The organism is Pseudomonas sp. AE27, from assembly GCF_037113495.1.
Lineage (GTDB): Bacteria > Pseudomonadota > Gammaproteobacteria > Pseudomonadales > Pseudomonadaceae > Aquipseudomonas > Aquipseudomonas palmensis.
Window position 1 is genome coordinate 3,483,288 of record NZ_CP146966.1, and the last position, 24,545, is coordinate 3,507,832.

22 protein-coding genes are annotated in these 24,545 nt (G+C 66.7%); 7 read left to right on the forward strand and 15 right to left on the reverse strand.

What is annotated here, in order from left to right; translation table 11 throughout:
- Window positions 1–19: 19 nt before the first annotated feature.
- The 7 genes from V9K84_RS16090 to V9K84_RS16120 form a co-directional block, all read right to left on the reverse strand.
- Complete coding sequence (locus V9K84_RS16090; RefSeq protein WP_043863210.1) at window positions 20–1,033, reverse strand: chemotaxis response regulator protein-glutamate methylesterase; 1,014 nt, start codon at window positions 1,031–1,033, stop codon at window positions 20–22.
- A complete protein-coding gene (locus V9K84_RS16095; protein WP_058541470.1) occupies window positions 1,030–3,345 on the reverse strand; it encodes a hybrid sensor histidine kinase/response regulator in 2,316 nt (771 codons plus the stop codon). Before V9K84_RS16095 ends, V9K84_RS16090 begins: the two co-directional genes overlap by 4 nt.
- Window positions 3,342–4,010 carry a chemotaxis protein CheW gene (locus V9K84_RS16100; protein WP_043863208.1) on the reverse strand — a complete coding sequence of 223 codons (669 nt, stop codon included), beginning with the start codon at window positions 4,008–4,010 and terminating at the stop codon, window positions 3,342–3,344. Before V9K84_RS16100 ends, V9K84_RS16095 begins: the two co-directional genes overlap by 4 nt.
- A complete protein-coding gene (locus V9K84_RS16105) occupies window positions 4,007–5,272 on the reverse strand; it encodes a CheR family methyltransferase (RefSeq protein ID WP_088514558.1) in 1,266 nt (421 codons plus the stop codon). The genes V9K84_RS16100 and V9K84_RS16105 overlap by 4 nt, the downstream gene beginning before the upstream one ends.
- Window positions 5,269–5,784 carry a chemotaxis protein CheW gene (locus V9K84_RS16110; RefSeq protein ID WP_054915018.1) on the reverse strand — a complete coding sequence of 172 codons (516 nt, stop codon included), beginning with the start codon at window positions 5,782–5,784 and terminating at the stop codon, window positions 5,269–5,271. The genes V9K84_RS16105 and V9K84_RS16110 overlap by 4 nt, the downstream gene beginning before the upstream one ends.
- A 7-nt stretch (window positions 5,785–5,791) precedes the next feature.
- Window positions 5,792–7,414, reverse strand: a complete 1,623-nt coding sequence (locus V9K84_RS16115; protein ID WP_043863205.1) for a methyl-accepting chemotaxis protein — start codon at window positions 7,412–7,414, stop codon at window positions 5,792–5,794.
- Between the two features lie 136 nt (window positions 7,415–7,550).
- Window positions 7,551–8,270, reverse strand: a complete 720-nt coding sequence (locus V9K84_RS16120; protein WP_088514559.1) for a tellurite resistance TerB family protein — start codon at window positions 8,268–8,270, stop codon at window positions 7,551–7,553.
- A 175-nt stretch (window positions 8,271–8,445) separates the two neighbouring features.
- Here V9K84_RS16120 and ydcS point away from each other — a divergent pair, with 175 nt between their 5' ends.
- The 5 genes from ydcS (at window position 8,446) to V9K84_RS16145 (ending at window position 13,903) form a co-directional block, all read left to right on the forward strand.
- Entirely contained in the window at window positions 8,446–9,597 is a 1,152-nt protein-coding gene (ydcS, locus tag V9K84_RS16125) for a putative ABC transporter substrate-binding protein YdcS (protein WP_058541467.1), read from the forward strand.
- A 110-nt stretch (window positions 9,598–9,707) separates the two neighbouring features.
- Complete coding sequence (locus V9K84_RS16130; RefSeq protein WP_043863202.1) at window positions 9,708–10,748, forward strand: ABC transporter ATP-binding protein; 1,041 nt, start codon at window positions 9,708–9,710, stop codon at window positions 10,746–10,748.
- Window position 10,749: 1 nt separating this feature from the next.
- Window positions 10,750–11,655, forward strand: a complete 906-nt coding sequence (locus tag V9K84_RS16135; protein ID WP_054915022.1) for an ABC transporter permease — start codon at window positions 10,750–10,752, stop codon at window positions 11,653–11,655.
- Window positions 11,645–12,454, forward strand: a complete 810-nt coding sequence (locus V9K84_RS16140; protein ID WP_043863200.1) for an ABC transporter permease — start codon at window positions 11,645–11,647, stop codon at window positions 12,452–12,454. Before V9K84_RS16135 ends, V9K84_RS16140 begins: the two co-directional genes overlap by 11 nt.
- A gap of 24 nt (window positions 12,455–12,478) precedes the next feature.
- On the forward strand, window positions 12,479–13,903 hold the full coding sequence (locus V9K84_RS16145; protein WP_088514560.1) for a gamma-aminobutyraldehyde dehydrogenase: 1,425 nt from the start codon (window positions 12,479–12,481) through the stop codon (window positions 13,901–13,903).
- A gap of 65 nt (window positions 13,904–13,968) precedes the next feature.
- On the opposite strand, the gene V9K84_RS16150 is transcribed toward V9K84_RS16145, so the two are convergent.
- The 3 genes from V9K84_RS16150 to V9K84_RS16160 form a co-directional block, all read right to left on the reverse strand.
- Window positions 13,969–15,075, reverse strand: coding sequence for an NADH:flavin oxidoreductase/NADH oxidase (locus V9K84_RS16150; RefSeq protein ID WP_043863198.1), 1,107 nt, complete (start codon window positions 15,073–15,075; stop codon window positions 13,969–13,971).
- A gap of 107 nt (window positions 15,076–15,182) precedes the next feature.
- Window positions 15,183–16,892 (reverse strand): single-stranded-DNA-specific exonuclease RecJ, encoded by a 1,710-nt coding sequence (gene recJ / locus V9K84_RS16155; protein WP_088514561.1) that lies wholly within the window; start codon window positions 16,890–16,892, stop codon window positions 15,183–15,185.
- A gap of 45 nt (window positions 16,893–16,937) precedes the next feature.
- A complete protein-coding gene (locus V9K84_RS16160; protein ID WP_088514562.1) occupies window positions 16,938–17,480 on the reverse strand; it encodes a YaeQ family protein in 543 nt (180 codons plus the stop codon).
- Window positions 17,481–17,633: 153 nt separating this feature from the next.
- Here V9K84_RS16160 and V9K84_RS16165 point away from each other — a divergent pair, with 153 nt between their 5' ends.
- The gene (locus tag V9K84_RS16165; RefSeq protein WP_043863195.1) at window positions 17,634–18,833 is read left to right on the forward strand and encodes a CaiB/BaiF CoA-transferase family protein; all 1,200 of its coding nucleotides are present in this window, start codon (window positions 17,634–17,636) and stop codon (window positions 18,831–18,833) included.
- 8 nt (window positions 18,834–18,841) lie between these two features.
- A complete protein-coding gene (locus V9K84_RS16170) occupies window positions 18,842–19,699 on the forward strand; it encodes a TIGR02285 family protein (protein ID WP_043863194.1) in 858 nt (285 codons plus the stop codon).
- A 171-nt stretch (window positions 19,700–19,870) separates the two neighbouring features.
- Here V9K84_RS16170 and V9K84_RS16175 read toward each other — a convergent pair whose 3' ends face one another.
- The 5 genes from V9K84_RS16175 to dsbC all read right to left on the reverse strand — a co-directional run bounded on the left by V9K84_RS16175 (window position 19,871) and on the right by dsbC (window position 24,462).
- A complete protein-coding gene (locus V9K84_RS16175; RefSeq protein WP_043863193.1) occupies window positions 19,871–20,158 on the reverse strand; it encodes a DUF3509 domain-containing protein in 288 nt (95 codons plus the stop codon).
- Window positions 20,159–20,275: 117 nt separating this feature from the next.
- Window positions 20,276–20,674, reverse strand: a complete 399-nt coding sequence (locus V9K84_RS16180) for a response regulator (RefSeq protein ID WP_088514563.1) — start codon at window positions 20,672–20,674, stop codon at window positions 20,276–20,278.
- Between the two features lie 227 nt (window positions 20,675–20,901).
- Window positions 20,902–22,311 carry a threonine synthase gene (gene thrC / locus V9K84_RS16185; RefSeq protein ID WP_054915029.1) on the reverse strand — a complete coding sequence of 470 codons (1,410 nt, stop codon included), beginning with the start codon at window positions 22,309–22,311 and terminating at the stop codon, window positions 20,902–20,904.
- Between the two features lie 27 nt (window positions 22,312–22,338).
- Window positions 22,339–23,643, reverse strand: a complete 1,305-nt coding sequence (locus V9K84_RS16190) for a homoserine dehydrogenase (protein ID WP_043863191.1) — start codon at window positions 23,641–23,643, stop codon at window positions 22,339–22,341.
- Window positions 23,644–23,724: 81 nt separating this feature from the next.
- Window positions 23,725–24,462: a bifunctional protein-disulfide isomerase/oxidoreductase DsbC gene (gene dsbC, locus V9K84_RS16195; RefSeq protein ID WP_043863190.1), complete on the reverse strand. Its 738-nt coding sequence runs from the start codon at window positions 24,460–24,462 to the stop codon at window positions 23,725–23,727.
- Window positions 24,463–24,545 lie beyond the last annotated feature (83 nt).

The window sequence follows — 24,545 nt, forward strand, 5'->3', positions numbered from 1 at the left end:
TTTGGTTCATTACACATCGTCATTTCGAAAAAATCTCCATCAGGCGCGGCGCAATGCGCTCCAGCGCACGTATCTCGACGGCGGCATCGATGGCCGCAGCCGCCTTGGGCATGCCGTAGACCGCACTGCTCTGCTGGTCCTGGGCGATGGTCAGAAAGCCCTGCTCGCGCATCAGCTTGAGCCCCTGTGCGCCATCGCGGCCCATGCCGGTCAGCAGTACGCCCACCGCATCGCCCTGCCAGAAGCGCGCCACGCTCTCGAAGAACACATCGATCGAAGGGCGGTAGATCGCGTTGACCGGTTCGGCGGTGTAGGCCAGGGTGCCGTCCTTCAACAGACGGATATGGTGGTTGGTGCCGGCCAGCAGCACCTGCCCGGGCTGGGGTGCTTCGCCCTCGCGGGCCAGGCGTACCGGCAGGCCGGAGGCGCTGCTCAGCCACTCGGCCATGCCGGCGGCGAACACCTGGTCGACGTGCTGGACCAGCACGATGGCCGCGTTGAAATCCTGCTCCAGGCTCTTGAGCAGCACCTCAAGCGCCGCCGGGCCACCGGCCGAGGAACCGATCGCCACCAGGCGCTGGCGTTGTGCGCCCTGGCGCTGCGGGGCTGCCACTGCCCGCACGCGGTTGCTGCCGTGCTGGCCGATCAGCCAGCTGATGTTGAGGATCTTGCGCAACAGCGGCGCGGCCGCCTCACGCGGGTTGCCGGCGCCTACCGCCGGGGTGTCGACCACGTCCAGGGCGCCGTGGCCCATGGCCTCGAACACCCGGTGCACGTTCTGCTGGCGGTCGACCGTGACGATGACGATGGCGCAAGGGGTCCGGGCCATGATCTGGCGCGTGGCCTCCACACCGTCCATGACCGGCATGATCAGGTCCATCAGGATCAGGTCGGGGGTGTGCTCGGCGCAGCGCTGCACCGCCTCGGCGCCATTGCCGGCCACCCAGATCACCTCGTGCTGCGGCTCGAACGCCAATGCCCGGCGCAGGGCTTCCACGGCCAGGGGCATGTCGTTGACGATGGCGATCTTCATCCCTGGGCTCCCCCGATAAGCTCCACCACGGCTTCCAGCAAGGCATCATCATGAAAACTGGCCTTGGCCAAATAGTAGTCGGCCCCGGCGTCCAGTCCACGACGACGATCTTCCTCGCGGTCCTTGTACGACACCACCATCACCGGCAACGACTGCAACCGGCTGTCGCGACGCAGCAAGGTGACCAGTTCGATGCCGTCCATGCGCGGCATGTCGATGTCGGTGATCAGCAGGTCGAAATCCTCGCTGCGCAAGGCGTTCCAGCCGTCCATGCCGTCCACCGCGACGGCCACTTCGTAACCGCGGTTGGTCAGCAGCTTGCGCTGCAACTCGCGCACGGTCAACGAGTCATCCACCACCAGCACGCGCTTGCGCGTCGCTTCGCGGGCGGCGCGCTGGCCGCGCTCGATACGTTCCAGGCGGCCGGTGCTGAGCAGCTTCTCGACCGAGCGCAGCAGGTCCTCGACGTCCACGATCAGCACCACCGAGCCGTCATCGAGCAGGGCCCCGGCCGAGATGTCCTGCACCTTGCCCAGCCGCGCGTCCAGCGGCATCACCACCAGCACGCGCTCGCCGATCAGACGCTCGACGGCCACGCCATACAGGGTGTCGCGCTCACGGATGACCACCACCTTGATGGCCTGTTCCGCCGCCTGGCTGGGCGGCCGGTTGAGCAACTGGGAGGCGGCCACCAGGCCGATGTGCCGGCCTTCATGCCAGAAATGCTGGCGCCCCTCGATCTGCACGATGGCCTCGGCGGGCAGGTCCAGGGTGCGTTCGATATGCGCCAGCGGGAAGGCGTAGGCCTCGCCCCCCACCTCGACCACCAGGCTGCGCACCACCGACAGGGTCAGCGGCACCTCCAGGTGAAAGCGGCTGCCCTGCCCGCTGTGCTGGCTGAGGTCGATGAAGCCGCGCAACTGGCGCACGCTGTGCTGCACCGCATCGAGCCCCACGCCGCGCCCGGAAACCTCGGTGACCTTGTCGCGCAGGCTGAACCCCGGCAGGAACAGGAACGTCAGCAGTTCGGCTTCGCTCATCTGCGCCACGGTGTCGGCCGGCGACAACTGGCGCTCGACGATGCTGTGGCGCAGGCGTTGCAAGTCGACGCCGCCACCGTCATCGCTCAGTTCCAGCACCAGCAGGCCGGCCTGGTGCGAGGCGCGCAGGCGGATCAGGCCCTCGGCCGGCTTGCCTGCCAGCAGGCGTTGCTCGGGCAGTTCGATACCGTGGTCCACGGCGTTGCGCAGAAGGTGGGTGAGCGGCGCCTCGAGTTTTTCCAGCACGTCACGGTCGACCTGGGTCTTTTCGCCCTCGATCTCCAGGCGCACCTGCTTGCCCAGCGACCGCCCCAGGTCGCGAACCATGCGGCTCTGCCCGTTGAGCACGTCGGCGAACGGGCGCATGCGGCAGGCCAGCGCGGTGTCGTACAGCAGTTGCGCGCGCTGGCTGGCCTGCCAGCCGAACTCGTCCAGGTCGGCGGCCTGCTGCTGCAGCATCTCGCGGGTTTCGCCGAGCAGGCGCTGGGCCTGCGCCAGCGCTTCCTGCACCTCCGGTCGCTGGCCGCCGGTGTCCAGCTCGGCCTTGAGCGTATCGAGGGCGCGAATGCTCTGGCCGTGCATGCGCTTGAGGCGCTGCAGGGTGGCCAGGTAGGGCTTCAGGCGCTGGGTTTCGACCAGCGACTTGCTGGACAGGTCGAGCAGGCTGTTCAGGCGCTCGGCCGTGACCCGCAGCACCCGCTCGCCGCCTTCGCTGCGCTTGCCCGGCGCAAGGGCCACGGGCTCGGCAGGCGCCTCCGGTTGCGCGAGCGCCTCAGGCTCGGGCGCCGGGGGCACCGGCTGCGGCGCAGCCGGTGCGGGTTCAGGATTCTGCGTCGGCTCGGGCGCGTCGCCGGTTGCCGGCCCCGTCGCCATCAGCGCACTGGCCGGATCGAGCAGCACGGCCATCTGCACCACGAAGGCCTGGACCGCCGCCTCGGTGGCCGCACCGCCCAGGGTGGCGATGCGCATCAGCAGGTCGGTGCCCTGCAGCAACGCATCGATGTGCTCGGGGCGCAGGCGCAGGCGGCCTTCCTGGGCCTCGACCAGGCAGTCTTCCATCACGTGGGCAACGCTGACCCCGGCGTCGATCCCCACGATGCGCGCCGCGCCCTTGAGCGAGTGGGCGGCGCGCATGCAGGCCTCGAGCTGGTCACCCTGGGTAGGGTTGCGTTCCAGGGCCAGCAGGCCGGCGCTGAGCACCTGGGTCTGCGCCTCGGCCTCCAGGCTGAACAGCTCGAGCAGCGAAGCATCGCGCATTTGCTCTGGGGTCATGACAGGCTCCGGTTCACGGCAGACAACAGCTGTTCTTCATCCAGCACCCGCACGCTGCGACCGCGCCATTGCAATACCGCTTCGGTGAAGCGTGCATCGGTGGCGGTGTCGCTGGCCGGCTGCCCGGGGTCGAGGGCATGGATACCGTCCACTTCGTCCACCGGCAGCACCACGGCGCCGCCGCTGGCACCCAGGATCAGCATGCGTGGCATGACCCGCGCCGACACCGCCACCGGGCTACCGGGCTCGAGCCCCAGCAGGTCGCCCAGCGACAGGCATGGCACCAGCGCACCGCGCACATTGGCCACCCCCTGCAGCACCCGCGAGCGCTGGTGCGGCAAGGAGTGCACCGGCTGCAGCGGCGCCACCTCGACCAGGCAGCGGGTCGCCAGGGCCAGCCATTCCTCGCCCAGGCGAAACAGCAACAGCGAGCGCCCGACACTCACCGGTGCCTGCACATGCGTCTGCGCATGGGCGTCCTGGGCCAGCGCATAGCGGTCCAGCAGGCGTGTGGCCGCTGCCGCGTACACCTGGCAGTTGCGACAGTGAATATGCTCGGCCAGCAACGGGCAGCTCTTGTCGCCGTGCACACCGATACGGTTCCAGCAATCGTCGATGGCCTCGACCGTGGCGGCCATCACGCCCAGCTCTGCCTGGCCGCTCATCGTTCAGGCTCCCGCTCGCTGCGCTCTCGGCGCGCCGCACGCTCCTGCAGGCGCCGGGCGCCCACCTCATCGCCCTGGGACGCCAGCAGCGCCGCCAGGTGCGCCAGGGCCTCGGGGTGCTGGGGTTGCAGGTACAGCACCTTGCGGTAGTGGCTCACGGCCTGGGCCGCATCGCCGGCGGTATCGCTGAGCAGGCCCAGCCAGTAATACACCTGCGCATCCGGTGCATGCTGCTGCAGGTAGCGTTCGCAGGCCGCGCGTGCCTCGTCGCTGCGGCCCTCGTTGGCCAGCGTGGCGATCTGCGCCAGCAACTGTTCGGCGCCGGGCTTGCCGGCGGCTGGGGGCGCAACCCGGGCAGGCTGCGGTGCCGGGGCTGGCGCACGGCGCGCCAACGGCGCAGGCGCCCGCCGTGGACTGGGTGCAGGCATCGGGGGCGGCGGCGAAAGCACTGGGGGCGGCTCCTGCGGGATATGCCGTACATAGGCGAACGACTGCGCGATACCCAGCGGGCGCATGCCCATGCGTGCCAGCAGGCTGCCTTCGGCCGGGCCGATGAACAGTACGCCGTCTTCATGGGTGAGGCTTTTCAGTACGTCGAACACCCGTTGCTGGGTGGGTACATCGAAATAGATCAGCAGGTTGCGGCAGAAGACGAAGTCGTAGCTGCCCCTGCGGGTGCGCAGCGCCGGGTCGAGCACGTTGCCCACCTGCAGCTCGACCTGCTGGCGAACCCGCTCGTCGAGGCGATGGCCCTGCTCCACCTCGCTGAAGTGGCGCTGGCGGAAGGTGATGTCACTGCCGCGAAAGGAGTTGCGGCCATATACCGCCTGTTCGGCGCGGGCGATCGAGTTGGGGCTGATGTCGATGCCGTCGACGCGAAACCCGGGGCCGGCGATACCGGCATCGAGCAGGGCCATGGCAATCGAATAGGGCTCTTCACCGGTCGAACACGGCAGGCTGAGCACCCGCAGCGGCCGGGTGCCATTGAGCTCGGCCAGGCGCCTGAGGGCAAGCCCGGCCAACGCGCTGAACGACTCGGGATAACGGAAGAACCAGGTTTCAGGCACGATCACCGCTTCGATCAGCGCCTGCTGCTCCGGGGTCGACTGCTGCAGGCGCACCCAGTAGTCGTCCAGGTCGCGGGCCTGCAGGGCAGCACAGCGCTGGCGCAGGGCCCGCTCGACCATCGGCGCGCCAACCGAGGCGACATCCAGGCCGATACGCTCTTGCAAGAATCGAAAGAACCGCTGCTCGTCGCTCATGGCTGCACCTCCACGGGCGGGTACAGCAAGGCGCGGGCCTGGTCGGTCAGCAGGTCCTGGACGCTGATGCGTTGCATCAGGCCCTGGGCATCTTCGCGCACCGGCCCCAGGTAGGGGGCCTGCTGGTTGTCGACGCCATAGGGGCGAAACTCGTCGGGGTGGCAACGCAGGGTGTCGCTGGCCTGCTGCAGGATCAGGCCCAGCAACTGCGGCTCGGCCTGCGCCTGGCCCCGGTAGTGCACCAGCACCAGCCGGGTGCTGGTACGCAGCGGCGCCGGGGTGCCGAACCCCAGGTCGCCCACGTCGATCACCGGTACCAGCGCACCGCGATGCGCCAGCACCCCCGCCACCCAGCGCGGGGTGTGGGCGATGGGCTTGAGTGGCAGGCGCGGCAGCACCTCCACTACCTCATGGGTGTCCAGGGCAAAGCGCTGCTCGCCGATACGAAATACCAGGAACAGGCGCCCTGGCGTAGGCACCGAAGTGTCGCGGCGTGACTGAAGGTCGCTCATCGGGGCTTCAGACTTTGAACCGCGACACACCACCACGAAGGCCGACCGCTACCTGGCTCAGCTCGTCGATGGCGAAACTGGCCTGGCGCAGCGATTCCACGGTCTGGCTGCTGGCATCGCCCAGTTGCGCCAGTGCATGGTTGATCTGCTCGGCACCGGTGGCCTGGGCCTGCATGCCTTCGTTGACCATCAGCACCCGTGGCGCCAGCGCCTGCACCTGGTGGATGATCTGGGTCAGTTGCTCGCCCACCTGCTGCACCTCGGCCATGCCGCGACGCACTTCCTCGGAAAACTTGTCCATGCCCATCACCCCGGCCGACACCGCCGACTGGATCTCGCGCACCATCTGTTCGATATCGTAGGTGGCCACGGCGGTCTGGTCGGCCAGGCGACGCACCTCGGTGGCCACCACGGCAAAGCCGCGGCCATATTCGCCGGCCTTCTCGGCCTCGATGGCGGCGTTGAGCGACAGCAGGTTGGTCTGGTCGGCGACCTTGACGATGGTGACCACCACCTGGTTGATGTTGCCGGCCTTCTCGTTGAGGATCGCCAGCTTGTTGTTGACCAGGTCGGCCGCGCCCATCACCTGGTGCATGGTCTCTTCCATGCGCGCCAGGCCCTGCTGGCCGGAGCCGGCCAGTACCGAAGCCTGGTCGGCGGCGCTGGTGACCTCGGTCATGGTGCGCACCAGGTCCCGGGAGGTGGCGGCGATTTCCCGCGAGGTGGCACCGATTTCGGTGGTGGTGGCGGCCGTTTCGGTGGCGGTGGCCTGCTGCTGCTTGGAGGTGGCGGCAATCTCGGTCACCGAGGTGGTGACCTGCACCGACGAGCGCTGGGCCTGGGACACCAGCGTGGTCAGCTCGCTCATCATTTCGTTGAAGCCGGTTTCCACCGCGCCGAATTCATCCTTGCGGTCCAGGCTCAGGCGCACGCTGAGGTCACCGCCGCGCAGCTTGTCCAGCGCCCGCACGATCAGTTGCATGGGGCCGGTGATGGCGCGCATCAGCATCAGGCCGCAGATGCCGGCTGCAATGATCGCCAGCACCAGCGAGATCATCATGCTGACCTTGGCCGTGGTCACCGCGCTGACGATGGCACCGGTGGCCTGCTCGGCCGACACCCGGTTGCCTTCGATCACCGTGTTCAGGTGCTTGCGGCCCTCGTTCCAGGCCGGGGTCATGCTGTCCTGCAGCAGGCGCTGGGCCTCGGCGTAGTTCTTCTGCCGGTAGGCCTCCAGCACGCTGTCGAGCAGCTTCAGGTAGCCCTGCTCCAGGCGCACGAACTCTTCGTAGCTGGACTGGTCTTCGGAGGACTGGATGGTCTTCTGGTAATCGGCCATGTTCTGCTTGAGGCGATCCTCGAAGCTCTTGTACAGCTCGGCGTCGGCATTGGTCAGCTCGCGGTGGTTGCTCAGGCCGAGCAACTGCTGGGTGTTGACGTAGCTGTCGACCCAGGCGCTGCGGATCATCGAGCTGTAGTACACGCCAGGGATGCTGTCCGAACGCACCGCCTCCTCACTGGACTCGATCGCCACCAGGCGCGAGTAGGCAGCGACCACCATCAACAGCATGATGGCAATGATCATGGCGAAGCTCGCCAGGATGCGTTGGCGCAATGTCCAGTTCTTCACAGTAAGCCCTCAAGGATTCTACGCGAGCAGAAAAATGCGCAGATTATAGCCCACGCACCTTATCTGCACGCGCTCTGGATCAAGACGGCTCGGGCAAAATGGCCTGCGCGATGGCCATATGCCCGCATTTGCTGACTCAGGCCTGGCGAACCTGTTTTTCCAGCTCGGCCTTGAGGGCCGGGTCGAGCTTGAGCTGCTTGGCCAGCTCGTCGAGGTAGGCGCGCTCCATGAAGTGTTCCTCGTCCACCAGCATGACGCTGGCGATGTACATCTCGGCCGCCATTTCCGGCGTTGTGGCAGCGCGGGCGACGTCGGCCGGGTCCAGCGGTCGGTTGAGTTCGGCATGCAGCCACTGTTGCAGCTCGTGGTCGTTGTCGAGCTTGACGAACTCGCCTTCGATCAGCGCCTTCTCGCGCTCGTCGACATGCCCGTCGGCCTTGGCCGCAGCCACCAGCGCCTTGAGGATGGCCTGGCTGTGCAATTCGACCTGGGCGGCAGGCAGGCGGTCGAGGGTCTGCGGTTCGCGCTGCGGCGCACTGCCCTGCTGGGCCTGCCAGTTGCCGTAGGCCTTGTAGGCCAGCACACCGAGGGCGGCCAGGCCACCATAGGTGAGCGCCTTGCCCCCCAGGCTGCGCGCCTTCTTGTTGCCCAGCAGCAAGCCCATCGCGCCCGCCGCCAGCGCACCACCGCCGGCACCGGAGAGCAGCCCGCCCAGGCCACCGCCACCGGCGCCGCCGAGCAACCTACCCAGCCCGCCACTGCCCCCTGGCTTGGCGCTGGCACCTTTGCCGGCCTGGTTCTGCAGCAGCTCCTGGCCGGACTTTAGCAACTGGTCGAGCAAACCTCGGGTGTTCATCTGAACGTCCTCAACAAGGAAATGAAACGCCAGAGTAAAGCCTGACCTGCGTCGTCACGCTGCGCATTTGCTTCTGGATGTTGCATTCGCGGGAACGCACTACGCTAGTAGGGAATGCACCGCTGCAGCACCGTCATCACTGCCCCTGCACAATTCCAATAAAAGAGGGAACATCATGCTTGTGCACACCACCGCATTGCTTGGCGCCCTGGGCGCCGGGATCCTCGCCAGCGCCAGCCTGCAGGCCGCCGAGCCGCTCAAGGCCGTGGGTGCCGGCGAAGGGCAACTGGACATCGTGGCCTGGCCCGGCTACATCGAGCGCGGCGAGAGCGACAAGGCCTACGACTGGGTCAGCGGTTTCGAGCAGGACACCGGCTGCAAGGTGAGCGTCAAGACTGCCGCCACCTCCGACGAGATGGTCAGCCTGATGACCAAGGGCGGCTACGACCTGGTGACCGCGTCGGGCGATGCCTCGCTGCGCCTGATTGCCGGCAAGCGTGTGCAGGCGATCAACACCGACCTGATCCCCAACTGGAAGCACCTCGACCCGCGCCTGAAGGACGGCCCCTGGTACGTGGTCGACGCCAAGGTCTACGGCACGCCGTACCAGTGGGGGCCGAACGTGCTGCTGTACAACACCGAGGTGTTCAAGCAGGCGCCCACCAGCTGGGGCGTGGTGTTCGAGCCGCAGGACCTGCCGGACGGCAAGCCGAACAAGGGCCGTGTGCAGGCCTATGACGGGCCGATCTACATCGCCGATGCGGCGCTGTACCTGAAGACGGCCAAGCCGGAACTGGGCATCGACAACCCCTACGAGCTCAACGAAACCCAGTACAAGGCGGTGCTCGACCTGTTGCGCCAGCAACGCCCCCTGATTCACCGCTACTGGCATGACGCAACCGTGCAGATGAGCGACGTCAAGAACGAAGGTGTGGCGGCTTCAAGCTCCTGGGGCTACATGGTCAACGGGCTCAAGGCCGACAAGCAGCCGGTGGCCTCGACCATCCCCAGGGAGGGCGCCACCGGCTGGGCCGATACCACCATGCTGCACGCCGAGGCCAAGCACCCCAATTGCGCCTACAAATGGATGGACTGGTCGCTGCAGCCCAAGGTGCAGGGCGACGTGGCGGCGTGGTTCGGCTCGTTGCCGGTGGTGCCGGCGGCGTGTTCGGGCAGCGAACTGCTGGGGGCCGACGGGTGCAAGACCAACGGTTTCGACCTGTTCGACAAGATCGCGTTCTGGCGCACGCCGCAGGCGCAAGGGGGCAAGTTCGTGCCCTATAGCCGCTGGACCCAGGACTACATCGCGATCATGGGCGGCCGTTAGGGCCTCTTCGCCGTCAAGGCCGGCCCCTGCAGGCGACTCGCACACCTGCAGGGGCCGGCCTTGACGGCAAAGCGAGCGCACCGCCCTCGCAGAACCGTGGAGTACCCCGCATGCCCCCAGCCGTACAGTTCACCCAAGTGTCCCGCCTGTTCGGCGAGGTCAAGGCCGTCGACCGGGTCTGCATCGACATCGAAGACGGCGAGTTCTTCTCCATGCTCGGCCCTTCGGGCTCGGGCAAGACCACCTGCCTGCGCCTGATCGCCGGGTTCGAACAACCCAGCCACGGCTCGATTCGCATCCACGGCGTGGAAGCCGCCGGCCTGCCGCCCTACCAGCGCGACGTCAACACGGTCTTCCAGGACTACGCGCTGTTCCCGCACATGAACGTGCGCGACAACGTGGCCTACGGGCTCAAGGTCAAGGGCGTGGCCAAGGCCCAGCGCCATGCCCGCGCCGAAGAGGCCCTGGGCATGGTGGCCCTGGCCGGCTACGGCGAGCGCAAGCCGGTGCAGTTGTCCGGCGGGCAGCGCCAGCGCGTGGCCCTGGCCCGCGCGCTGGTCAATCGTCCCCGGGTACTGCTGCTGGACGAGCCCCTCGGCGCGCTGGACCTCAAGCTGCGCGAGCAGATGCAGGGCGAGCTGAAGAAGCTCCAGCGCCAGCTGGGCATCACCTTCATTTTCGTCACCCACGACCAGACCGAGGCGCTGTCGATGTCCGACCGCGTGGCGGTGTTCAACCGCGGGCGCATCGAACAGGTCGACACGCCGCGCAACCTCTACATGCAACCGGCCACCCCCTTCGTTGCCGAGTTCGTCGGCACTTCCAACGTGCTGCGCGGCGAGCTGGCCCAACACCTGGTGGCCAGCCCGCAGCCGTTCTCGATCCGCCCGGAACACATTCGCCTGAGCGCGTCGGCCATCCCGGGCGACGTCCTCCAGCTCAGCGGCGTGCTGCACGATATCCAGTACCAGGGCAGCACCACCCGCTACGAACTGCAGCTGGACAACGGCCAGTTGCTGGCGGTGAGCCAGGCCAACAGCCAGTGGCATGCCGACGCCGCCCCCTGGCAGCCCGGCCAGCGCCTGCACGCCCACTGGCCGCGCGAGGCCATGACCGCGCTGCGCGAAACCGTGCTCGACGAGGGCCGCTGAGATGATGCGGCGCCTGGCCACCCTGCTCTACCGTCGCCCCAACCTGTACCTGGCGATGCTGTTGATACCGCCGCTGATCTGGTTCGGTGCGATCTACCTGGGCTCGCTGCTGGCGCTGCTGTGGCAAGGTTTCTACACCTTCGACGACTTCACCATGGCGGTGACGCCCGAGCTGACCCTGGCCAACTTTGCCGCGCTGCTGCAGCCATCCAACTTCGACATCATCCTGCGTACCCTGGGCATGGCGGTGGCGGTGTCGATCGCCAGCGCGGTGCTGGCGTTTCCCATCGCCTACTACATGGCCCGCTACACCCGCGGCAGCACCAAGGCGTTCTTCTACATCGCGGTGATGATGCCGATGTGGGCCAGCTACATCGTCAAGGCCTATGCCTGGACCCTGCTGCTGGCCAAGGGCGGGGTGGCACAGTGGTTCGTCCAGCAGCTGAACCTGGAGCCACTGCTGCAATGGCTGCTCGGCATTCCCGGGGTGGGCGGCAGCACCCTGTCGACCTCGCACCTGGGGCGCTTTATGGTGTTCGTGTACATCTGGTTGCCGTTCATGATCCTGCCGATCCAGGCCGCGCTGGAGCGCCTGCCGCCCTCGCTGCTGCACGCCTCGGCCGACCTTGGCGCACGCCCGCGCCAGACGTTCGTGCAGGTGACCCTGCCGCTGGCGGTGCCGGGCATCGCCGCCGGCTCCATCTTCACCTTCTCGCTGACCCTGGGCGATTTCATCGTGCCGCAGCTGGTGGGCCCGCCCGGCTACTTCATCGGCAGCATGGTGTACGCCCAGCAAGGCGCCATCGGCAACATGCCGATGGCCGCCGCCTTCACCCTGGTACCGATCATGCTGATCGCCGTGTACCTGACCCTCGTCAAACGCCTGGGAGCCTTCGATGCACTCTGACAACGCCTCGCCGGGGCTGCGCCTGGCCGCCTGGGGCGGGCTGCTGTTCCTGCACTTTCCGATCCTGATCATCGTGCTGTACGCCTTCAATACCGAAGACGCGGCCTTCAGCTTTCCGCCCCGGGGCCTGACCCTCAAGTGGTTCGGCGTGGCGTTTTCGCGCCCCGACGTGCTCGAGTCGATCAAGCTGTCGCTGCAGGTGGCGTGCCTGGCCACGCTGATCGCCCTGGTGCTTGGCACCCTGGCCGCCGCGGCCCTGTACCGGCGCAGCTTCTTCGGCAAGGAGAGCCTGTCGCTGATGCTGATCCTGCCCATCGCCCTGCCCGGCATCATCACCGGCATCGCCCTGCTGTCGGCGTTCAAGACCCTGGGCATCGAGCCCGGGATCTTCACCATCGTGGTGGGCCACGCCACCTTCTGCGTGGTGATCGTCTACAACAACGTCATCGCGCGTCTGCGGCGCACCTCGCAGAACCAGATCGAGGCGTCGATGGACCTGGGCGCCGACGGCTGGCAGACCTTTCGCTACATCGTGCTGCCCAATCTGGGGTCGGCCCTGCTGGCGGGCGGCATGCTGGCGTTCGCGCTGTCGTTCGACGAAATCATCGTGACCACCTTCACCGCCGGCCACGAACGCACCCTGCCGATCTGGCTGCTCAACCAGCTCAGCCGCCCGCGCGACGTGCCGGTGACCAACGTGGTGGCCATGCTGGTGATGCTGGTGACCATGCTGCCGATTCTGGGCGCCTACTACCTGACCCGTGGCGCCGAGAACGTGACCGGCAGCGACGGCAAATGACCTGAACCAGGAGGATCGAACACCATGCAAACCCGACTGCTGATCAACGGCCAGCTCGTCGCCGGCGAAGGCCCGGCCCACAGCGTGCTCAACCCCGCGCTGGGCAGCGTGCTGGTGGACATCAACGAGGCCAGCCAAGCGCAGGTGGATGCGGCGGTGCGCGCCGCCGACCATGCCTTCGACGGCTGGTCGCAGACCGCACCGAAAGACCGCGCCGCACTGCTGCTCAAGCTGGCCGACCTGATAGACGCCCATGCCGGGGAGCTGGCCAGGCTGGAATCGGACAACTGCGGCAAGCCCTACCCGGCCGCGCTGAACGACGAACTGCCGGCAATCGCCGACGTGTTCCGCTTCTTTGCCGGGGCCAGCCGCTGTCTGGGCGGCTCGGCGGCGGGCGAGTACCTGGCGGGGCACACTTCGATGGTGCGCCGCGACCCGCTGGGTGTGGTGGCGTCCATCGCGCCGTGGAACTACCCGCTGATGATGCTGGCATGGAAGATCGCCCCGGCCCTGGCGGCCGGCAACACCGTGGTGCTCAAGCCTTCGGAACAGACCCCGCTGACCGCCCTGCGCCTGGGCGAACTGGCGGCCGAGCTGTTTCCGGCCGGGGTGCTCAACATCCTGTTCGGCAAGGGCCAGAGCGTAGGTATGCCCCTGGTCACCCACCCCAAGGTACGCATGGTGTCGTTGACCGGCTCGATCGCCACCGGCAGCCAGATCATCACCGGCACCGCCGACAGCGTGAAACGCATGCACATGGAACTGGGCGGCAAGGCCCCGGTGATCATCTTCGACGATGCCGACATCGACGCTGCGGTGGAAGGCATTCGCACCTTCGGCTTCTACAATGCCGGGCAGGACTGCACCGCGGCCTGCCGGATCTATGCCCAGGCCGGCATCTACGACACCTTCGTGAACAAGCTCGGCGAGGCGGTGGCCAGCCTCCGGCACGGGTTGCAGGACGACCCGGACACCGAACTCGGGCCGCTGATCAGTGCCGCACACCGCGACCGGGTGGCAGCGCTGGTGGAGCGCGCCGTGGCCCAGCCGCATATTCGCCTGGTCACCGGCGGCAAGGCGGTGGCGGGCGACGGGTTCTTCTTCGAGCCGACGGTGCTGGCCGACGCCCAGCAGGATGACGAGATCGTGCGCCGCGAGGTATTCGGGCCGGTGGTGTCGGTGACCCGCTTCGAAGACGAAGCGCAGGCGCTGGCCTGGGCCAACGATTCGGACTACGGCCTGGCCTCGTCACTGTGGACCGCCGATGTCGGCCGCGCCCACCGGGTGTCCGCCCGGTTGCAGTACGGCTGCACCTGGGTCAACACGCACTTCATGCTGGTCAGCGAAATGCCCCACGGCGGGCAGAAGCTGTCGGGCTACGGCAAGGACATGTCGATGTATGGGCTGGAGGACTACACCTGCGTGCGGCATGTGATGTTCAGGCATTGAGGCCCACGGCGCAGGCAGGCGGTACCTGCGCAGGAGGGCCGCTCGGCGGCCCTTTGGCATAGCCTTCAGTCGCGCAGGTCGGACTCGTGGATCGGCTGGTCGCGGTGGGTCGCACGCTGGTACTGCGCCGGCCATATGGCCTTCTGCCCGCCCAGGTCGTCGTCGGCGTGCAGCGGCCAGTACGGGTCGCGCAGCAGCTCGCGGGCCAGCAGGATGATGTCGGCCTGGCCGGTGCGCAGAATGTGCTCGGCCTGGGCCGGCTCGGTGATCATGCCCACCGTGCCGGTGGCGATCCCCGATTCCTTGCGCACCCGCTCGGCAAAGCGTGTCTGATAGCCAGGCCCGGTGGGAATCTCGGCATTCATCGAGGTGCCCCCCGACGAAACGTCGATCAGGTCGGCGCCCAGGGCCTTGAGGCGCTTGGCCAGTTCGACGGTTTCATCCGGGTTCCAGCCATCCTCCACCCAGTCGGTGGCCGATACCCGCACGAACAGCGGCAACTCCGACGGCCACACCTCGCGCACCGCCTCGGTCACCTGCAGGGTCAGGCGAATGCGGTTCTCGAACGAGCTGCCGTACTGGTCGCGACGCTGGTTGCTCAATGGCGAGAGAAACTGGTGCAGCAGATAGCCATGGGCGGCATGCACCTCCACGACCTTGAAGCCGGCCACCAGTGCACGCCGGGCGGCCTCGACAAAGGCCTGGATCACCTCGTGGATCTGCCCTTCGCTCAATTCGGTGGGCGCCGTGTGCTGCGGGTCGAAGGCGATTTTCGACGGCCCCACCGGCACCCAGCCACCGTCCTCGGGCTTGACGCTGCCGTGCTTGCCCAGCCACGGCCGATGCGTGCTGGCCTTGCGCCCGGCGTGCGCCAGCTGAATGCCGGGCACCACGCCCTGGGCTGTGATGAAGCGGGTGATGCGTTGCAGGGGGGCGATCTGTTCGTCGCACCACAGGCCCAGGTCCTGGGCGGTGATGCGGCCCTCGGCCGTGACGGCGGTGGCTTCGGTGAAGATCAACCCGGCACCGCCGACCGCGCGGCTGCCCAGGTGGACCAGGTGCCAGTCGTTGGCCAGGCCGTCGACGCTCGAATACTGGCACATCGGCGAGACCGCAATGCGGTTGGGCAGCGTCAGTTGACGCAGGGTATAGGGCTCAAGCAGCAGGCTCATGGGGCACCTCTCCAGTCTCCGAATGGTGGACCGGACCGAGCGCCTTGGCTTCCCCGCGGCTCAGTGCCGGTCTCTGAGAGACTAGACCAGTTTGCCCACCCAGGGGTTCAGCGCGGCTCGATGTGGGCGATCATCAACTGCACCGTCTCGTTGCCGCGAAACTCGTTGACGTCCAGCTTGTAGGCCAGCTCCACCCAGCGCACGGTGGGGTTGGGCCATACCTCGCGGTCGATGCCGAAGGCGATGCCGTCGAGGGTCACCGAACCGCATTCGCTCTTGAGCACCACCTTCAGGTGACGCTCGCCCACCACCCGCTGCTGCACCAGCTGGAACACGCCATGAAACAGCGGCTCGGGAAAATGCTGCCCCCACGGCCCGGCGTTGCGCAGGGCGCGGGCCAGCTCCAGGTGGAACTCCTCGACCGCCAGGCTGCCGTCGGACAGCAGCCGGCCGGTGAGGTCGTCCTCCTGCAACTGGCGGCGGACTTCTTCGTCGAACGCCTGGGCGAACGCCGGGAAGTTCTCGGCCGGCAGCGACAGCCCCGCCGCCATGGCGTGCCCGCCGAACTTGCTGATCAGCTCCGGGTTGGCCGCCGCCACGGCGTCCAGCGCATCGCGAATGTGAAAGCCCGGCACCGAGCGCGCAGAGCCCTTGAGCATGCCGTCGCCGGCATCGGCAAAGGCGATGGTCGGGCGGTGATAACGTTCTTTCAGACGCGAGGCCAGAATGCCGATCACGCCCTGGTGCCAGTCAGCCTCGTACAGGCACAGGCCGAACGGCATCGACTCCAGCGGCAGGTCCTTGAGCTGGGCCAGCGCCTCGCGCTGCATGCCCTGCTCGATGGACTTGCGGTCCTGGTTCAGTTCGTCCAGCTGCACCGCCATCTCGCGAGCCAGGGTCGGGTCGTCGCTGAGCAGGCATTCGATGCCCAGGCTCATGTCGTCCAGGCGCCCGGCAGCATTGAGCCGCGGGCCCAGGATGAAGCCCAGGTCGGTGGAGGTGATGCGCGCCGCTTCGCGCCGGGCCACCTCGAGAATCGCCTTGAGCCCCGGGCGCGCGCGACCGGCACGGATGCGCTCCAGGCCCTGGTGCACGAGGATGCGGTTGTTGGCGTCCAGCGGTACCACGTCGGCCACGCTGCCCAGCGCCACCAGGTCGAGCAGCTCGCCGATGTTCGGCTGCGGGCGGTCGTCGTAGCGGCCCAGGCTGCGCAAGCGCGCACGCAGCGCCATCAATACGTAGAAGATCACCCCGACCCCGGCCAGCGCCTTGCTCGGAAACTCGCAGCCCGGCTGGTTGGGGTTGACGATGGCATCGGCCGCCGGCAGCGCATGGCCCGGCAAGTGGTGGTCGGTGACCAGCACCTTCAGGCCGGCCGCCTTGGCCGCCGCCACGCCTTCGACGCTGGAAATGCCGTTGTCCACGGTGATCAGCAACTGCGGCGTGCGCTGCAGTGCCACCTCGACGATTTCCGGGGTCAGCCCGTAACCGTATTCGAAACGGTTTGGCACCAGGTAGTCGACGTGCGCGGCGCCCAGCAGGCGCAGGCCCAGCACGCCCACAGTGCTGGCCGTGGCACCGTCGGCGTCGAAGTCGCCGACGATCAGGATGCGCTGGCGCTGGTCCAGTGCCTCCACCAGCAGGTCTACCGCCGCGTCGATACCCTTGAGCTGCTGATAGGGCAGCAGGCGTGCCAGGCTCTTGTCCAGCTCGACGGCGCTCTGTACGCCACGGGCGGCGTACAGGCGGGTCAGCAGGGGCGGCAGGTCGCCAAGAAACGGCAGGGTGGACGGCAGTGAACGCGGTTCGATACGCATGGAGTGATCAAGGCTTCTCTGGTTTGAAAAAGGTCGGCGGGCGGATCAGCCGCGCTCGCCCAGCAGCCATTGCAGCTGGACTTCGTGCTGGCCGCGGTCGTCGGTGACGAACACCGTGCCTTCGCTGATCATCACATCCCACTTGATGGCGCGTGGCATGTCCTTGGCCAGGACCTCCAGCACCTCTTGCGGCACGGCGGCGACGTTGAGGTTCTTCAGGTTCTTGACCGCCGGGATCACCTTGGTTTCCCACACCCGCAGGCTGCCGTAGGCCAGCAGACTGGTGCGCTCGGTGCGGCGCGAGCACCAGGTCAGGCGGTCGGCATCGGGCTGGCCGACTTCGATCCAGTGCAGCACCCGGTCATCCAGGCTTTTTTCCCACAGCGCCGGCTCGTCGACGTCCGACAGGCCGCGACCGAACGACAGCTGCTCGTTGTACCAGAGGGCATAGGCCAGCAGGCGCACGGCCATGCGCTCTTCGGTTTCCGAAGGGTGGCGGGCGATGGTCTGCTTGACGCTTTCGTACACGCCGCGGTCGAGATCGGTGAGGTTCAGTTCAAACTTGTAGGTAGTGGACGGCTGGGCCATGGACGGGCTTCTGGTAACAGGAAAAGTCGCCCAGTCTAACCGATGCGCTGGCAATCAACGAACCGAACCGTACAATCTGCGGCCAACAGCAGTATCTGCCGCTGCCGCCCTGTGATAAAAACTAGCGCTCTGCCCTGCTGCCACGGAAGCCCCATGTCGTTGCCCACCAAACCGCTTGCCGGCCTCAAAGTCATCGAACTCGGCACCCTGATCGCCGGCCCCTTCGCCTCGCGCATCTGCGCCGAATTCGGCGCCCAGGTGGTCAAGGTCGAATCGCCCGATGGCGGCGACCCGCTGCGCAAATGGCGCAAGCTGTACGAGGGCACCTCGCTGTGGTGGTTCGTGCAGGCGCGCAACAAGCAGTCGCTCACGCTCAACCTCAAGCACCCCGAAGGCCTGGCCATTCTCAAGCAGCTGCTGGGCGAGGCCGACATCCTGATCGAGAACTTCCGCCCCGGCGTGCTGGAAAAGCTCGGCCTGGGCTGGGAGGTACTGCACGCGCTGAACCCGAAGCTGGTGATGGTACGCCTGTCCGGCTTCGGCCAGACCGGGCCGATGAAGGACCAGCCCGGCTTCGGCGCGGTCGGCGAGTCGATGGGCGGGCTGCGCTACATCACAGGTTTCGAGGACCGCCCGCCGGTACGCACCGGCATTTCCATCGGCGACTCGATTGCCGCGCTGTGGGGCGTGATCGGCGCACTGATGGCGCTGCGTCATCGCGAGGTCAACGGGGGCCAGGGCCAGGTGGTCGACGTGGCCCTGTACGAGGCCATCTTCGCGATGATGGAGAGCATGGTGCCGGAGTTCGACGTGTTCGGCTTCATCCGCGAGCGCACCGGCAACATCATGCCGGGCATCACCCCCTCCTCCATCCATACCAGCGCCGATGGCAAGCATGTGCAGATCGGCGCCAATGGCGATGCGATCTTCAAGCGCTTCATGCAGGCCATCGGGCGCGACGACCTGGCCGCCGACCCGGCGCTGGCCAGCAATGACGGGCGCGACCTGCGCCGCGACGAGCTGTATGCGGTGATCGACCGCTGGGCCCGCAGCGTGCCGCTGGACACCCTGATGCAAGTGCTCAACCAGGCCCAGGTGCCGGCCAGCCGCATCTACTCGGCCGAAGACATGTTCAGCGACCCACAGTTTCTCGCCCGCGAGATGTTCCTCCAGGCCAGGCTGCCCGACGGCAAGCCGTTCAAGATGCCGGGCATCGTGCCCAAGCTGTCGGACACCCCAGGCTCCAGCGAATGGGTGGGGCCGGCGCTGGGCGAGCACACCGCGCAGTTGCTGGGCGAGCTGGGCTATGACGCGGCGCAGATCGCCCATCTTCGCGAACAGGGCGCGGTCTGATTCGCGCCATGTGCTGCAACCTGCACGGCGCACTGCTGGCTGTGCTGCTGAGCCTGCTGCCTGCCTCGAGCTGGGCCAAGGAAACCCTCACCTGGCTGTTGCGCGACCTGCCGCCGCTGACCGTGTTCGAGGGCCCCAAAACCGGCCAGGGCGCCATGGACCAGCTGCTGCCACTGCTCATTGCGCAGATGCCCGAGTACCAGCACAGCATCGTGCGGGTCAACCGCGCGCGCGGCATGCAGATGCTCCAGGAACCCTCCTTCACCTGCGACCCCACGCTGCTGCGAACCCCGGAGCGCGAGCGCTTCGTGAAGTTCTCGATACCGGCGCTGGCTGCGCAGAGCAACATGGTGATTGCCCGCCAGAGTGACCAGGCAAGCCTTGCGCCGTACCTGCACGATGGCGAAATCGACCTGGACGCCCTGCTGGCAAGCAACACGCACAAGCTCGGTGTCGTCGGCCAGCGCAGCTACAGCCCCGCCGTGGACGCGATACTGGCCAACGCCCCGCCCGCCACTATAAGCCGCCATTACGGCAACGATGCGGTGGGCAGCCTGCTGCAGATGCAGCAGCTGGGGCGCCTGAACCTGCTGCTGGCCTACTGGCCGGAAGTGCGCTACATGAACGAAAAGCAGCCGCAGCCCCAGGCCCTGACGTACTTCCCGATCAAGGGCGTGGCGCGCTACCAGCTGACCTACGTGGGTTGCTCCGACACGCCGCTGGGCCGCGAGGCCATCAGCCACCTCGACCAGTTGCTGCGCAACCTGCGCCTGCAGACCCTGGCACCGCTGTATGCACAATGGCTAGAGCCCGACCAGCGCAAGACCTACCTCGATGCGGCGCGCGAGCTGCTGAGCCAGCACTGAGCCCGGCACGCGCTTTTACGCAGGCAAAAAGAAACCCCGAGCGGTGGGGAGGCCGTCGGGGTTAAACGAGGGCTGCTTGGAGCCTCGCACGAACAGCCTGGCGGCATCGGAGCAAAATGCCGTTCAACTGTCCTTAAGCTGTCTGAGTACCTGTCTGGACAAAGGTTCCCGTCACGCCGCAACGATTTGCGCGCGGCCCTGGCGGGCATGTTTGAGGGCTGCGATCATGCAGGGTTGCAGGCGTCCTTCGTGGATGCGCAGGTCACGTTGGATACCGTCCACCAGGTCGATGAGCAGGCGCTGGTCATGCAGCTGGCTGGCCTTGACACTGCGCTGCAGCACGGTGTCGCCGGCAGGGTCGACCAGCTGCAGGTCGAAGTCGGCACTGGCATGCCGGGAGGTCAGCGTGACCTGATAGGGCGTCAATGCTTCACTTAGCAACAAGCTGATATTGTCCATCCATTCACCGTTCACGTTGTTGTTGAAGGGGGTCTTTCACTGACCCTCGGCACAGGCTGAAAGTTCTGCCGCGGCGCGCTGCACGTTCATCGAGCATGCCCGGTGCACATGACAGATTCATGCCACGGGCCCGGCCTCCGGGTGTTGCAGCAGCAACGGGTGCAACTGGCTGGGGCTGGCTGGCGCGGGGGTGCTGCCCAGCACCTGCAGGCCCGACAGCTCGATCAGTTCGACAACCCCCTGGAGCACGCTGCGCCTGGCGCCACTGAGGACAATCAGGGCACTGGCGAGGCCGTGCAGCGCCAGGTGCTCGATGAAGCCCATGCCATCGTGCTCGGGCATCAGCGGGTCACAGATGACGATATCCACCGGCCCCCGTCGCTCGAGCACACCGTGCGCCTGGAGGGTCGTTTCAGCCACGCGCACGTCGTAGATGCCCAGGCCATTGAGCATCTGGTGCAGGTTCATCAGCCGGTAGGCATGGGGCTCCAGAAGCAGAACCTTGAGTGAGCGCATGGGCGACTCCGGATTGGACGGGCGCCCACTCTAGGAAAGCCCGCGCGGGCGTCCCATAGGAAAAATCCGAAACCAGGGGGCGGCAACGTCCTCCTGTCGCCACGGTATCGACGCGTCGCGTCGGTTCGCCAGCAAGGCAGGTTCCTACCGTGGCATGGCGGGCCGCGCAACAAAAAGCCCCGGGGTTTGCGCACCGGGGCCTGGTTCAACGCTGCATACCGCTGCCGTCAGAGCGGCTTGCCACGGTTGCCGTGCTGGCTGACGAAGGCCTGCACCGCTTTCAGGTCGTTGGGCAGTACCGTGCATTTCTCCTCGCGGGAGAACAGGTCGGTCAGGTGCGCCGGCAGCTCCAGGGCCTTGCCCACGCCCGCCTTCTCCACCGCCTCGGGGAACTTGACCGGGTGTGCGGTACCCAGCACCACCATCGGCGTGTCCAGGCTGCGACGGCACTCGCGGCCGGCCTTGACGCCAATCGCGGTGTGCGGGTCGAGCACTTCGCCGGTTTGCGCGAACACGTCGGCGATGGTCTCGCAGGTTTGCGCATCATCCACCGCCAGCGAATCGAACAGCTTGCGCGCCTCGGTCCAGCGGTCTTGCTCGACGCTGAAGCCGCCACCCTGCTTGAAGGTGTCCATCAGGCCGGCAATCTCGGCGCCATTGCGACCGTGCAGGTCGAACAGCAGGCGCTCGAAGTTCGACGACACCATGATGTCCATCGACGGCGACAGGGTGGCGTGCAGGGTTTCCTTGACGTACTGGTTGCCGCTCATGAAGCGGTGCAGGATGTCGTTGCGGTTGGTTGCCACGATCAGCTGGCTGATCGGCAGGCCCATGTTGCGCGCCAGGTAACCGGCGAAGATGTCGCCGAAGTTGCCGGTAGGCACCGAGAACGCCACCGAACGCGCCGGGCCACCCAACTGCAGGGCGGCGTGGAAGTAGTACACGATCTGGGCCATGATCCGCGCCCAGTTGATCGAGTTCACGGCCACCAGGCGGGTGCCCTTGAGGAAGCCCTGGTCGGCGAAGCTGGCCTTGACCATCTCCTGGCAGTCGTCGAAGTTGCCTTCGATGGCGATGTTGTGGATGTTCTCGCCGAAGATGGTGGTCATCTGGCGGCGCTGAACTTCCGACACACGCTGGTGCGGGTGCAGGATGAAGATGTCGACGTTGTCGCAACGCCGGCAGCCTTCGATGGCAGCCGAACCGGTGTCACCGCTGGTGGCACCGATGATCACCACGCGCTCGCCGCGCTTGGCCAGCACGTGATCGAGCAGGCGGCCGAGCAGTTGCAGGGCGAAGTCCTTGAACGCCAGGGTCGGGCCGTGGAACAGCTCCAGCACCCACTCGTTGCTGTTCAGCTGACGCAGCGGGGCAACCGCGGCGTGAGCGAACTCGCCGTAGGTTTCTTCGAGGATCTTCTTGAAGTCGGCATCGGCAATGGAGCCGGTGACGAACGGGCGCATCACCCGGAAGGCCAGCTCGTGGTACGGCAGGCCGGCCCACGAGGCGATTTCTTCCTGGGTGAAGCGCGGCAGGTTTTCCGGCACGTACAGGCCGCCATCGCTGGCCAGGCCGGCCAGCAGGACATCTTCAAAATTCAGGGCCGGTGCCTTGCCGCGGGTACTGATGTAACGCATGACCTATTCCTCTAACTCAAAGACGGCTCAGTTCAGTTGTTCGACGCGGATGCGCACAACGCTGCCAACCACATCCTGCAGGGCTTCCAGGGCGGTGATCGCATCGTCCATGCGCTGCTCGAGCACGCTGTGGGTGAGCAGGATCATCGGCACCAGGCCATCGTGCTCCTCGACTTCCTTCTGCATGATCGACTCGATATTGATGCCGCGCTCGGACAGGATGCTAGCCACCTGGGCCAGCACGCCCGGACGATCCTTGGCCTGGATGCGCAGGTAGTAGGCGCTCTCGCAGGCTTCGATCGGCAGGATCGGGTGAGCCGACAGCGAGTCGGGCTGGAAGGCCAGGTGCGGCACGCGGTTTTCCGGGTCGCTGGTCATGGCACGGACCACGTCGACCAGGTCGGCGATCACCGACGAGGCGGTCGGTTCCATGCCGGCGCCGGCGCCGTAGAACAGGGTGGAGCCTGCGGCATCACCGTTGACCATCACCGCGTTCATCACGCCGTTGACATTGGCGATCAGGCGGTCGGCCGGAATCAGCGTCGGGTGCACGCGCAGTTCGATGCCATTGGCCGTGCTGCGGGCCACGCCCAGGTGCTTGATGCGGTAGCCCAGCGCTTCGGCGTAGTTCACGTCGGCCGTGGTCAGCTGGGTGATGCCTTCGGTGTAGGCCTTGTCGAACTGCAGCGGGATACCGAAAGCGATGGACGCCAGGATGGTGAGCTTGTGCGCGGCGTCGATGCCCTCGACGTCGAACGTCGGGTCGGCCTCGGCATAGCCCAGCGCCTGGGCTTCGGCCAGCACGTCGGGGAAGGTGCGGCCCTTCTCGCGCATTTCGGTGAGGATGAAGTTGCCGGTGCCGTTGATGATACCGGCCACCCAGTTGATGCGGTTGGCCGACAGGCCTTCGCGGATCGCCTTGATCACCGGGATACCGCCGGCCACGGCCGCTTCGAAGGCGACGATGACGCCCTTCTCGCGCGCCCTGGCGAAGATCTCGTTGCCGTGCACGGCAATCAGCGCCTTGTTGGCGGTGACCACGTGCTTGCCGTTCTCGATGGCCTTGAGCACCAGCTCGCGGGCAATGGTGTAGCCGCCAATCAGTTCAATGACGATATCGATCTCGGGGTTGCTCGCGACCTCGAACACATCAGCGGTAATGGGGGTACCGGTAATCTGGCAGTTCGGGTTTGGCGTACGCATGGCGATTTGTGCCACTTCGATTCCACGCCCGGCGCGGCGGGCAATCTCCTCGGCGTTACGCTGAAGTACATTGAAGGTACCGCCACCGACGGTCCCCAACCCACAGATGCCTACTTTGACCGGTTTCACTGTGAACTCCCCATTGAACGACCGGCCATGCGCCGGTCGAAAAAACAGCCGTCTCCCCATGGTGACGGCTCACTGATTGAATTACTTGCTTGCGGTCAATGCCAGCTTGGCCACTTGCGGCGCCGGCTGATAACCCGGGATCACCTGACCGTCCTCGAGCACGATGGCCGGCGTGCCGTTGACGCCGATCGACTGCCCCATCTGGAACTGCTTGCTGACCGGGTTCTCGCACTTGGCGGCCTTGATTTCCTTGCCGTCGACCATCTTGTCCATGGCCGCCTTGCGGTCGGTGGAACACCATACCGCCTGCAGCTGCTGGTCACCCGACGAGCCCAGGCCCTGACGCGGGAAGGCCACGTAGCGCACCTCGATGCCGCGCTTGTTCAGCTCGGGCACTTCGGCATGCAGCTTGTGGCAGTACGGGCAGGTGGTGTCGGTGAACACGGTGATGTGCGACTTGGTTTCGCCCTTGGCAGGGTAAACCACCATTTCGGAAGCCGGAATCGCATTGATGGTCTTGGCGATGGCCACGCGCTCGGCCTTTTCGGTCAGGTTGACCGGCTTGCCGTCCTGGATCTGGAACAGATAGCCCTGTACCAGGAACTGGCCGTCGGCGCTGGCGTACAGCACACGGCCGCCCTTGAGCTTGACCTCGTACAGGCCGTTGACCGGGCTGGCAGCGATGCTGTCGACCGGTATTTCCGACTCCAGCGACTGCAGCGACTTGCGAATCGCCTGCTCGGCATCGTTGGCCGCAGCCACGGCGAAGGAACTGGCCAGCGCCAGGGCGGCGGCGGCTAAAATCTGGGTCACGCGCATGAAAACTCCTGAAGGCGGACAGGGGGCCGAAAGCGGAACAGGCGTACCGAAAAACGGCCGCGATCCAGGGCCCGGGTGTAAAC